Below are 12,114 nucleotides of genomic sequence, written 5' to 3' on the forward strand. Positions count from 1 at the left end.
TAGTTTTTAAATCTCACCTTGGTTGTGAGCTAACCTTTCATACCTCCAAAATAAAAATTAAATCATGAAAAATCGATTTTCTTATAAACTTCTTGGTGTTCAAGTAGATGCACTCTCTATCCCAGAGTTAAATTTGTTGATTGAAGAATCTATTGAGAATAACAAAAAATGGATTATTGCTAATCACAATATGCATAGTCTTTATCTCTTCCATAATGATCCAAAAATGCAAGCTTTTTATGCTAAGGCAAAATATACGCATATTGATGGTATGCCTTTATTGTTTATTGGAAAGCTATTAGGTTTTCCTATGAAACGAGAACAAAGAGTAACCTATGCTGACTGGGTATGGCCTTTGATGGCGGAAGCAGCTGAGAAAGGTTGGCGTGTATTTTATTTAGGTTCAAAGCCGGGAGTCGCTGAAAAAGGAGCAAGTATTTTGTGCCGCAGATTTCCTGGGTTACAGATTGCTTGCGCTCATGGCTATATTGACATGAATAAAGATAGTCAAGAAAATCTTGCTACTCTGGCTGCAATTAATGCTTACAAACCTCATGTATTGATGGTGGGGATGGGTATGCCACGCCAAGAACGTTGGATTTATGAAAATCTTGAACATATTCATACTAATACTATTTTGACTAGTGGAGCCTGTATTGACTATGTAGCAGGAGCAATACCTACTCCTCCTCGCTGGATGGGAAAGATGGGCTTGGAATGGTTGTATCGCTTATTGTCTGAACCTAAAAGACTTTGGAGACGTTATTTACTTGAGCCTTGGTTTCTAGCCACATTATTTTTACAAGAAATTTTGAGTATGCCTAGTCAACAAAAAAAGAATAGAATCCTGGTATTTCTCAGTACAAAATTTCCTAAGTTCCTAGCATGATTGATCCATTAATTAGTGAGTACGACTGATTCAAATCTCGTGTTAGTAAATAGCGAAGTATCTCGCCAGATACTTCGCTTGAAATAATAGTTAAATGCACTAGACATCTCTAGAAATTATTATGCGTTACCTGAATCCCTTGTAGAGACCTTGCATGGCAATGTCTCTACATTCATTTTCACTCCTATAGGAATCGTATTTGATTTTTGAAATTATCTCCGTGGGCGGGGAGTGGGGAGTAGGGAGTAGGGAATAGGGAATTAGGCTTTTAATTTGTACTGAGCTTTTTCAGAAATCAAACATTAGTCCTATATGTCTACTATTTACGTCTGGGTGGAGTAAGCCTAAGTTGCTTGCTCAAAAGCTTGGGCAATAGCATTGCGTGCAGATTTAGGTTGCAAGTTTTCATCGAAGGGAAGCGGACGCAGAAATTTCCAGAGATTTGGATTGTCCCTAAAAGTTCTTCTTGGCATCCAATCGGGATTACGTATCCAGCTATGACGGTCGGTAAGCCCCCATGTAATTACAGTATCAACTTTAGCCGCAAAGCAGAGGTCAAGATATCGTTTGTAACTGTCAGCTACCATCTGGTCTAGCTTTTTGATACTATCGGGTAGTGGGGCATCAATAATAATATCTAATTCTGTAATTATTGGTTTAACTTCAAGATCATTAAGCCGTTTTAAAACGGACTTAAATCCTTTTTCGTCAAAACTATATGCAGTAGAAAACCATAGATGCGATTGGATACCTGCCCCGTCAATTTTAACGCCACTATTCTTTAAATATTCGACCATTTTTAAGAAGCGGTCTGATTTCCATGTAGCACCTTCGATGCCGAAATCGTTTAGGTAAAATTTTTTGCTGTTATCAACTGATGCAGCAATTAAAAATAAGTCTCTAATTAATTCTGGTTTTACTCCTTTACGCAAACCGTAGGTGGGGTTATCAGTATCCTGCTCATTATCAGCGATAATTTCATTGGCAATATCCCAAGACTTTAAAACCTTGCTATTGCGATAATGCCCCATGACTCCCTTAACATGTCGTTCGATCATTTTAAGAGTGGGGGGGTATGTTGCCCAGTCTGGTTTTCCCATGTGCCAGAAAAGGGTATGCCCATGCATGTCTATATTATGTTTTTGGCAGAAATCAGCGATCGCATCTGCTGATTCAAAGGTAAATTGTCCTGGCTGTGGTTCAGTGGCGTCCCATTTTAATTCACCATTCGGTGTCACAATCGAACATTCACGAGCAATCAGGTTAGCGTAATCCTTATCTTTTAGCAAAATATCACTAGAAATTGCTGCGCCATAACGTTTTCCTTTTGCAGCAGCTAATTCCCGAAGGGGGTAGCTTTTAGCTGTATAATTGAGTACTAGTTCTTTTGCACTATATTCTTCTTTTTGCTTATCTTTTTGTAAAAACCCCATAGTTAATAGCGCAGAAAGAGTAGTATATCCTGCTCTTGTTAAAAACTTTCTCCGATAAGGCATATATTGTACTTAGCTAAAAACACATAGATTATTCTATTATAAAATAAGTTTTTATACTTTTGTTTGTTTAGTTATGACTCCCACACTCATCTATTTAATTGAAATCAACTATGCTTTTATATATCAGCAATAAAGATGTTACATTAATATATAACGAGCATTCGATATAAATAAGCTGAATCATGCCTAAGATTGTTGACCATGAGCAATACCGTAAAGAACTGCTCGACAAGTGCTTTGATTTATTTGCCCAAAAAGGCTATGGTTCCATCACTATGCGCCAAATTGCCGAGGGATTAGGGGTTTCTACTGGTACGTTGTACCACTATTTTCCTAGCAAGCAAGCTCTATTTGAGCAATTGGCCGAGGAGATTTGTGAGCAAGACTTAAGTACAGCATTAGCTGAACTAGAAGGAGCGCAAACGCTACAAGAATCAATGGAAGCATTAGGAAGATATTTAGTGAAAAACGAAGATTACTTCATTAAATGGACTTACATTTGGATTGATTTTTGCCAACATAAAGATTCTAAAGAAATGTTAAAAAATAGCATTTTTAAGCGGACTAATCAACGTTATCAAGAGGCGATTTGCGATTTATTGGGTATTCAAGATTCAGTATTGGCTTCTTTTGTTTTGAGCTTTTTAGATGGTTTAATTCTAGAGAAGTTATGGGGTAATGAAACAATTGATTTTATTGAACAATGTGCGTTGTTAAGCAAAATGCTAATAGCATATTTGCCACAACATCCAGCAGAAATAAAAGTTTAAACGGACGTTGTATGACGTTTTGAGAGTTAGGCTATGTATCTTATGATTGTTGTAATCTGCTATATAGATAATAAATTGATATTGATTTTTTGAAAATAAATCAACTCATTTGATATAGATAAAATAAATTCTTAGGAGAGTAAAAAACATGGTTCAAAAGCTGTCGGAAAAAGCTTCTAAAAAAGGGTTAATTACATTAGTAATTGCAGCTACTGCTATTACAGGTGGAATTGTTGCTTATGGGATTTCTCAGTTTGGATCAGTTGGTCAAACCGAGAAATCTGAGCCTGTTGAAACCACGCCCAACATTCAAAAAGTAGCTGCATTAGGACGGCTAGAACCGGAAGCAGAGGTAATTAGCTTGTTTGCACCTTTAGCATTGGATGGCGATCGCATTGCCAAAATTCTAGTCAACGAAGGCGATCGCGTTAAAGCTGGACAAGTGGTAGCAATTTTAGATGCTCGCGATCGCTTGCAAACTGCTGTACTACAAGCCCAACAACAAGTCAGAGTTGCTCAAGCTAAACTCGCTCAAGTGCAAGCAGGAGCAAAAGCAGGAGAAATTCAGGCCCAGCAGGCAAGCGTTGAACGTCTCCAGGCCCAATCCCAAGGAGACAGAACAGCGCAACAAGAAGCCATATTCCGCATAGAGGCACAGTGGGAAGGCGACAGAATAGCGCAAGAGGCAACCATTAAGAAGCTAGAGGCAGAACTCAAAAATGCCGAAGCCGAATATCAACGTTATCAGCAGCTCTATTCTCAAGGTGCAGTTTCTAATTCTTTGTACGATAGCAAAGGTTTGACTGTAGAAACCGCCAAACAGCAAGTAGACGAAGCCAAAGCAGTTCTCAACCGGATTAACACCACTGCTAGCAAACAACTTGCCGAAGCAAAAGCAGCACTCGCCCGTACTAACGCCACTGGTAGTAAGCAAGTTAATGAAGCCAAAGCCACACTTAACAGTATTGCAGAAGTCCGACCTGTAGATGTTGCCGCAGCCAAGACAGAAGTTGAAAATGCGATCGCCACACTCAAACATGCCCAAACCGAATTGGCGGGTGCTTACATCAAAGCACCGATGGCAGGACAAATCATCAAAATTCATACGCGAGTCGGAGAAAAAATTAGTGATTCTGGGATTGCAGACTTAGCGCAAACAAACCAGATGATGGCAGTGGCAGAAGTTTATCAAACCGACATCGGTAAACTGAAACTAGGGCAACAGGCAGTAATTAGCAGTCAGGCATTTGTCGGTGAACTGCGAGGAACCGTTGCCCAAATTGGTTTGCAGGTGAATAGACAAAACGTTTTCAGCAACCAGCCAGGGGAAAACCTTGATAGCCGAGTAGTTGAGGTGAAAATTCGCCTCAATCCTGAAGACAGCAAACGAGTTGCAGGTTTCACGAACTTACAGGTACAGACAGCAATTGAAATATAGAGTTGTTGTTGGCTATCTCGTGTATTTCATCATTTTTTATAACGTGAATTCAATCATGGTTAAAGTCATATATCTTCTGCTTTGTGTACTTGGCTTCGTTCTACCTTACTCCCAGTTTGTTCCATTTATCTTAGAGCATGGTCTTGATATAAAGCTCTTTTTTTAACAACTCTTTGCTAACAAAATTTCTGGTTTCTTTGGCATGGATGTTATTGTTTCATCGCTAGTCTTGTGGACATTGGTATTTTGGGAAGGAACACGTTTGAAAATGCAAAATCTCTGGGTTTACGTTATCTGTAATCTTTTAGTTGGTGTTTCTTTAGGTCTTCCCTTATTTCTTTTGATGCGAGAGCGCCAACTTGAACAGCAAGCTGAAACACTGGGTTATTAAAGGTTTTTTTTTATATGTTTTCTAAACTATTTCGCAAAACGCCGCTAGCATGGCGGCAGTTAATGAAAGAAAAAACTCGTCTGGCTGTTGCAGTCGCAGGTATTACCTTTGCCGATATGCTGATGTTTATCCAGTTGGGATTTGAAAGTGCGCTTTTTGATGCTGCTGTGAAACCTCATCGCAATTTACAGGCAGATTTGGTTTTAATTAGTCCCCAATTTCAAACTTTGTTTTCTGTAAAAAACTTTTCCAGAGAGCGACTATATCAAACATTAGGTTATGAAGGTGTTCAGTCAGTTAATTCTGTCTACATCAGTACTGGACAGTGGCGAAATCCTGAAACACGTCTTGAGCGTGCCATTTTGGTTTGGGGTGTCGATCCGGCACAATCACCCTTCAAATCACCTGAAATTAAACAAAATCAGCATCACCTTAAACAGTTGTATCAAGTTCTGTTCGATCAGGCAGGTCGTCCAGAATACGGGGCAGTTGGCGATATTTTTAAGAAAACAGGCAAATTTGACACGGAACTGAATAGTAAAGCGGTTTTTGTTAAGGGCTTGTTTACTGATGGTGCTTCCTTTGCTGCCGATGGTAATGTGATCACTAGTGATTCGACCTTTCTTCAGCTATTTCCACAGCGTCAACCCGATCGCATCGAAGTTGGATTGATTACGCTTAAACCAGATGCCGATACAGAAAAAGTGCGATCGCAACTTGTCAATGGACTACCTAAAGATGTCAGAGTCCTGACTCCAGAAGAGTTTGCCAAAGTGGAGAGAACTTACTGGGAACAAGGTACTGGCATTGGTTTTATTTTCGGTTTAGGTACTGGAGTTGGGTTTATTGTTGGCATCGTGATTGTCTACCAAATCCTTTACTCTGATGTTTCTGACCACTTGCCAGAATATGCCACCCTCAAAGCAATGGGATATACCGATAATTATCTCTTAGGAGTTCTAATTCAAGAAGCATTGTTATTGGCTATCTTAGGTTTTCTGCCTGGATTCATCCTTTCTTTTGGATTGTATCAAGTCACTTACGCTGCGACGATGCTTCCTATTTTTATGAAAATGGAACGGGCGATCCAGGTTTGGATTTTGACCGTGATTATGTGTAGTGTTTCTGGAGCGATCGCAATGCGGAAGTTACGAGCTGCTGACCCTGCCGATGTTTTTTAGATGTGATGAATCGCGTCTCTACAAGAGTTATTTCCTTATACCCGATGCCCGATAAAATCTTATGTTGCAAAAATCTTTACCAGAAAATTCCAACTCAACACTTTCTGTTTTAAAATCTGTGATTTCTATCAGTAATCTTAACCACTATTTTGGTGAAGGTGCGCTTCGCAAACAAGTATTATTCGATATTAATTTGGAGATTAAGGCAGGGGAAATTGTTATTATGACTGGCCCCTCTGGTTCGGGAAAAACCACCTTGTTAACCTTAATGGGTGGATTGCGTTCTGCTCAAGAAGGTAGTCTCAAAATCTTAGGGGAGGAAATTCGTGGCGCTAAAAAGCTGCAATTAACTAAACTTCGTCGCCAGATTGGCTATATTTTCCAAGCTCATAACCTGATGACTTTTTTGACAGCAAGAGAAAACGTGCGGATGTCTTTAGAGTTGCATGAGGATTTTTTAAATCAGGATATTGATGCTAAAGCGATCGCTATTTTGGAAACTGTCGGTTTAGGAGATCGTATAGATTATTACCCAGAGAAACTATCTGGAGGGCAAAAGCAACGGGTTGCGATCGCTCGTGCTTTAGTTAGCCATCCTAAGATTGTTTTAGCAGATGAACCTACTGCTGCACTCGACAAAAAATCTGGACGCGATGTCGTAGAAATAATGCAGAAGCTAGCTAAAGAACAAGGATGTACAATTTTGCTAGTTACCCACGATAACCGCATCCTCGATATTGCTGATCGCATCATTTATATGGAAGATGGTCAGTTGAAGACAGATGGCGTAGATTCTATCACAACAAGCAAGTAATACTAATTCCTAATTTGCAAAAATCTATGAATAAAGAATCACCTCAATTCATCAACTATATTGTTTCAAATTTGCAGTCAATTGAGGGAATTATAGCCGTCTCATTGGGTGGTTCACGGGCACGAGGCAACCATACCCTAAAGTCAGATGTGGATTTGGGGATTTATTACAATCCAGAAAAACCGCCTGATTTAATTGCTCTAAATCGCCTCGCCTGTGAGCTTGATGATAACCATCGCGTAAATTTGATTACTGCGATCGGCGAATGGGGAAAGTGGATTAACGGTGGTGGTTGGCTACAGGTTCAAGGTGTAGGTGTAGATTTTCTCTATCGTGATTTGGTGAAGGTAAATCGTGTCATTGATGATTGCCATGCTGGACAAATTACTATTGATTATCAACCAGGACATCCTCATGGTTTTGTATCCTCGATTTATATGGGAGAAATTGCTTTTTGTCACGCACTTTACGACCATAATGGTGTTTTAGAAGCTTTGAAGCTTAAAACAAAGCCTTATCCAGTTGGGCTGAAACAGGCAACTATTGATACTTTCGCCTGGGAGATAAGTTTCTCGCTGTTGGTCGCAAAAAAGGCAATCGCCCGCAATGATATTGTTTATGCAGCAGGTTGTTGTTTCCGTAGTGTGGCGTGTATGAATCAAGTTTTATTTGCGCTCAATGAAGATTACCTGTTGAATGAAAAAGGGGCACTCGCAATTGCTAATAAGTTCGCTATTTGCCCACAGGACTATCAACAACGGGTTGAGCGAGCGTTTGCACTTTTAACTGCCGATGCAAAATCAATAACTGAGGCGATCGCAATTCTTGAGGCGATTGAGGATGATTTGAGTCAATGGTATGGAAATCGGCGATTAGTAATGTAATGTTCCCGTCCCTGTACCCCACAAAAAAGAATATATTATCTAAAAGTCTTTTAAATCAAAGACTTTAGTCATTGAGTACATTATTAATACATATTAATAGATGCAGTATTGCGGATGAGATATTAATAGATGCAGTATTGATTGAAAGTTAATTTAAGAGCCTAAAGGTATCAACATATCCTTTAAACACGGAGTAAATCCTACCGTGAAATTTTTAATGCAGATAATACGTTTACTTTCTAGTACTGGCTATTTCTGATTCTTATATTCACATGTTCTGATAATGCAGCTTAGAGGCGGGGACAAAAATCATATTATGAACAAAACCTTTGCAACCATTGACGGGAATGAGGCTGTTGCCCGTGTTGCTTACAAATTAAATGAAGTGATTGCTATTTATCCCATCACCCCCTCTTCAGCAATGGGTGAATGGGCAGATGCTTGGTCAGCAGAAGGTCGTCCCAACCTCTGGGGTACTATTCCTAGCGTTGTGCAGATGCAAAGCGAGGGGGGAGCGGCTGGTGCTGTACATGGAGCATTGCAAACAGGTTCCCTGAGTACCACCTTCACGGCATCTCAGGGTTTATTGTTGATGATACCCAACTTCTATAAAATTGCTGGTGAACTGACTAGCGCCGTGGTTCACGTTGCCGCCCGTTCTTTGGCTACTCATGCCTTATCAATTTTTGGCGACCATAGTGACGTTATGGCAGCTCGTGCGACTGGTTTTGCCCTGCTGTGTTCCGCTTCGGTGCAGGAAAGCCAAGATTTTGCTCTCATTGCCCATGCTGCTACCTTAGAGACGCGAGTCTCGTTTATGCATTTCTTTGACGGTTTCCGTACTTCCCATGAAGTGCAGAAAGTCAAATTGCTTTCAGATGATGATTTGCGATCGCTCATCCACGATAACCTAATACTTGCCCACCGCAGCCGTGCCCTCACCCCAGATCGTCCAGTATTGCGTGGTACTGCCCAAAACCCCGATGTCTACTTCCAAGGACGGGAAGGAGCTAACCCTTACTACAACGCTTGTCCAGATATTGTCCAGCGCATCATGGATGAATTTGGAGAACGCACGGGAAGGCATTACCAAATCTATGAATATTACGGCGCTAAGGATGCCTCGCGCGTTATCGTTCTTATGGGTTCAGGTTGTGAAACCGTCCATGAAACAGTAGATTATCTTAACGCCCGTGGTGAAAAACTTGGTGTAGTGAAAGTGCGACTTTATCGCCCCTTTGATGTCCAAAGGTTTGTTGCAGTATTACCAGCTAGTGTACAAGCGATCGCAGTTCTCGACCGCACCAAAGAAGCAGGTAGCGCCGGTGAGCCTTTGTATTTAGATGTTGTGGCTGCTATCCATGAAGCGTGGGGGGATGAGAGCAGGGGAGCAGGGGAGCAGGGGAGCAGAGGGGAAGTTTTAGTAAGTCTTTCCCCTCTGCCCCTCCGCCCCTCTGCCCCTCTGCCTAAAATCATTGGTGGTCGTTATGGTCTTTCTTCTAAGGAATTTACGCCGGCGATGGTGAAGGGCATTTTTGATAATCTTGCCCAAGCTAAACCAAAAAATCACTTTACGATTGGGATTAATGACGACGTTAGTCATACTTCCTTGAGCTATGACCCTAATTTCTCTACAGAATCGGATAATGTTGTTCGGGCAATGTTCTATGGGTTAGGTGCTGATGGTACTGTTGGGGCTAATAAAAATTCTATTAAGATTATTGGTGAAGAAACCGACAATTACGCCCAAGGCTACTTTGTCTTTGATTCTAAGAAATCTGGCTCAATGACCGTTTCTCACCTCCGCTTCGGTAAAGAGCCAATTCGCTCTACCTACTTGATTGACCAAGCTAACTTTATTGGTTGTCATCACTGGGGATTTCTGGAACGCATAGACATTTTAAAGGCTGCTATTCCTGGGGCGACTTTGCTGCTTAACAGTCCACACAATGCAGATACAGTCTGGGAATATCTGCCGCTAAAGGTGCAGCAGCAAATTATTGACAAGCATTTGAAGTTATACGTAATAAATGCTAGCCAAGTTGCCCGCGAAAGTGGCATGGGTGGAAGAATTAACACTATTATGCAAGTATGCTTCTTTGCTCTAGCAGGTGTCTTGCCGCAAGAAGAAGCGATCGCTAAAATCAAACAAGCAATTGAAAAAACCTATGGTAAAAAAGGCGTAGAAGTTGTCCGCATGAACTTGCAAGCTGTAGACAACACCTTAGACAACTTGCATAAAGTAGATATTCCCCAAACAATCCCCACAGACGCGATTAATCGCGTCTCTACTCCAAACTCTTGTACAGAAGCGATTAATCGAGTCTCTACTCCCGAATTTGTGCAAGAAGTTCTGGGCAAAATCATGATTTGGGAAGGTGATGACTTACCTGTTAGCACACTACCTGTTGATGGCACCTTTCCCGTAGGTACTGCCAAATGGGAAAAACGTAATGTTGCCGAAGAAATACCTGTGTGGGAGCCGGATGTCTGCGTTCAATGTGGTAAGTGCGTCATGGTTTGTCCTCACAGTGCCATCCGTGCAAAGGCTTATCAAGCCAATGAGTTAGTTAATGCACCAGAAACCTTCAAGTCAACTGGCGCAAAAGATAAAGACTTTGCCAATCAAAAATTTACCATTCAAGTTGCTCCAGAAGATTGTACAGGATGCACTATTTGTGTAAATATTTGCCCTGCTAAAGATAAATCTGAGCCATCGCGGAAAGCGATTAACATGGCACAGCAGTTGCCATTGCGAGAACAAGAACGGAAAAACTGGGATTTCTTTTTGAGTTTACCTAATCCTGACAGGCGATCGCTAAAATTAAACCAGATTCGCCAACAACAACTGCAAGAACCTTTATTTGAATTCTCTGGTGCTTGTGCAGGTTGTGGTGAAACACCTTATCTAAAATTATTAACACAATTGTTTGGCGATCGCGCCGTCATCGCCAATGCTACAGGTTGTTCTTCAATATATGGTGGCAATCTCCCCACAACACCTTGGACAACCAACGCCGAAGGACGCGGCCCCGCGTGGTCTAATAATCTATTTGAAGATAACGCCGAATTCGGTTTTGGCTTCCGCCTCTCCCTTGACAAACAAGCTGAGTTTGCGGCGGAACTTTTGCAAAAATTGGGGAGTGGGGAATGGGGAGTCGGGAATGGGGAAATTCACCAATCAGTAATTCCTGATGATTTAATTGAGTCAATCCTGAAAGCTGAACAAAAATCTGAGGCTGACATTTGGGAACAGCGCGAAAGGATAGAACTGTTGCAGCAGAAGTTAGATGAAATCGTAACTTTCGATTCTAATCTAAAATCTAAAATCCAAAATCTAAAATCTCTTGCAGACTACTTGGTGAGAAAAAGCGTCTGGATTGTTGGCGGTGATGGTTGGGCTTATGATATTGACTTTGGTGGTATCGATCATGTAATTGCTAGTGGTCGAAATGTGAACATCTTAATAATGGATACAGAAGTGTATTCTAATACAGGCGGTCAATCTTCCAAAGCTACGCCACGAGCCGCAGTTGCTAAATATGCCGCCAGTGGTAAGCCTGCACCGAAGAAAGATTTAGGGATGATTGCCATGACCTACGGAAATGTTTACGTAGCAAGTGTAGCCCTTGGTGCTAGAGATGAACATACCCTGAAAGCATTTCTGGAAGCAGAAGCTTATGATGGCCCATCAATAATTATTGCTTACAGCCACTGCATCGCCCACGGCATTAATATGACCACAGGGATGAATCATCAGAAAACTTTGGTAGAATCAGGTCGTTGGTTGCTGTATCGGCATAATCCAGAATTGCTCAAACAAGGTAAAAATCCATTGCAATTGGATATGCGATCGCCTACGCAATCTGTAGAACATTCGATGTATCAAGAAAATCGCTTCAAAATGCTCACTAAGAGTAAACCAGACGTAGCCAAGCACTTGTTAGAACAAGCGCAAGCTGAGGTAGATACACGTTGGCAGATGTACCAATATCTGGCAAAGCGCGATATTCTCTGAAGATTAGCCCTAGTTTTAGTTATAAACATTGCGACTTGAGTAACTCAAGTCGCAATTTTCGTTACAAACTGACCTTTTTAGTTGATAAAATCGTTATTTTCGTTACAAACACCAGATTTTTCGTTACAAATTGACCTTTTTAGTTGATAAAATCGTTATTTTCGTTACAAACACCAGATTTTTCGTCACAAAATCATCATTTTGGTTACTAAGGTCGTGATTTTCGTTACTAA

Annotated in this window: 8 protein-coding genes and 1 pseudogene; 8 read left to right on the forward strand and 1 reads right to left on the reverse strand. The window is 41.0% G+C overall.

The window, feature by feature from the left end; genetic code table 11:
- The first annotated feature begins 64 nt into the window (after window positions 1–64).
- Window positions 65–889 carry a WecB/TagA/CpsF family glycosyltransferase gene (locus tag RMZ43_RS33280; RefSeq protein ID WP_322654007.1) on the forward strand — a complete coding sequence of 275 codons (825 nt, stop codon included), beginning with the start codon at window positions 65–67 and terminating at the stop codon, window positions 887–889.
- Between the two features lie 344 nt (window positions 890–1,233).
- Here the strand turns inward: RMZ43_RS33280 and RMZ43_RS33285 are convergent, their stop codons facing one another.
- Window positions 1,234–2,322: an endo-1,4-beta-xylanase gene (locus RMZ43_RS33285; RefSeq protein WP_322654008.1), complete on the reverse strand. Its 1,089-nt coding sequence runs from the start codon at window positions 2,320–2,322 to the stop codon at window positions 1,234–1,236.
- 245 nt (window positions 2,323–2,567) lie between these two features.
- Here RMZ43_RS33285 and RMZ43_RS33290 point away from each other — a divergent pair, with 245 nt between their 5' ends.
- From RMZ43_RS33290 to nifJ, 7 genes and pseudogenes are all read left to right on the forward strand, one after another.
- Window positions 2,568–3,155, forward strand: coding sequence for a TetR/AcrR family transcriptional regulator (locus tag RMZ43_RS33290; protein ID WP_322650867.1), 588 nt, complete (start codon window positions 2,568–2,570; stop codon window positions 3,153–3,155).
- 148 nt (window positions 3,156–3,303) lie between these two features.
- The gene (locus tag RMZ43_RS33295) at window positions 3,304–4,593 is read left to right on the forward strand and encodes an ABC exporter membrane fusion protein (RefSeq protein WP_322654009.1); all 1,290 of its coding nucleotides are present in this window, start codon (window positions 3,304–3,306) and stop codon (window positions 4,591–4,593) included.
- Window positions 4,594–4,648: 55 nt separating this feature from the next.
- A pseudogene (locus RMZ43_RS33300) lies at window positions 4,649–4,984 on the forward strand (DUF2834 domain-containing protein).
- Window positions 4,985–4,998: 14 nt separating this feature from the next.
- Window positions 4,999–6,165: an ABC transporter permease DevC gene (gene devC, locus RMZ43_RS33305; protein WP_322654010.1), complete on the forward strand. Its 1,167-nt coding sequence runs from the start codon at window positions 4,999–5,001 to the stop codon at window positions 6,163–6,165.
- Between the two features lie 61 nt (window positions 6,166–6,226).
- Window positions 6,227–6,979, forward strand: a complete 753-nt coding sequence (locus RMZ43_RS33310; RefSeq protein ID WP_322654011.1) for a DevA family ABC transporter ATP-binding protein — start codon at window positions 6,227–6,229, stop codon at window positions 6,977–6,979.
- Between the two features lie 26 nt (window positions 6,980–7,005).
- Entirely contained in the window at window positions 7,006–7,863 is an 858-nt protein-coding gene (locus tag RMZ43_RS33315) for a nucleotidyltransferase domain-containing protein (protein WP_322650872.1), read from the forward strand.
- Window positions 7,864–8,179: 316 nt separating this feature from the next.
- Window positions 8,180–11,881, forward strand: a complete 3,702-nt coding sequence (gene nifJ, locus RMZ43_RS33320; RefSeq protein ID WP_322654012.1) for a pyruvate:ferredoxin (flavodoxin) oxidoreductase — start codon at window positions 8,180–8,182, stop codon at window positions 11,879–11,881.
- Window positions 11,882–12,114 lie beyond the last annotated feature (233 nt).

The organism is Nostoc sp. CmiVER01 (assembly GCF_034531135.2).
In the GTDB taxonomy this organism is placed as follows: Bacteria; Cyanobacteriota; Cyanobacteriia; order Cyanobacteriales; family Nostocaceae; genus Nostoc.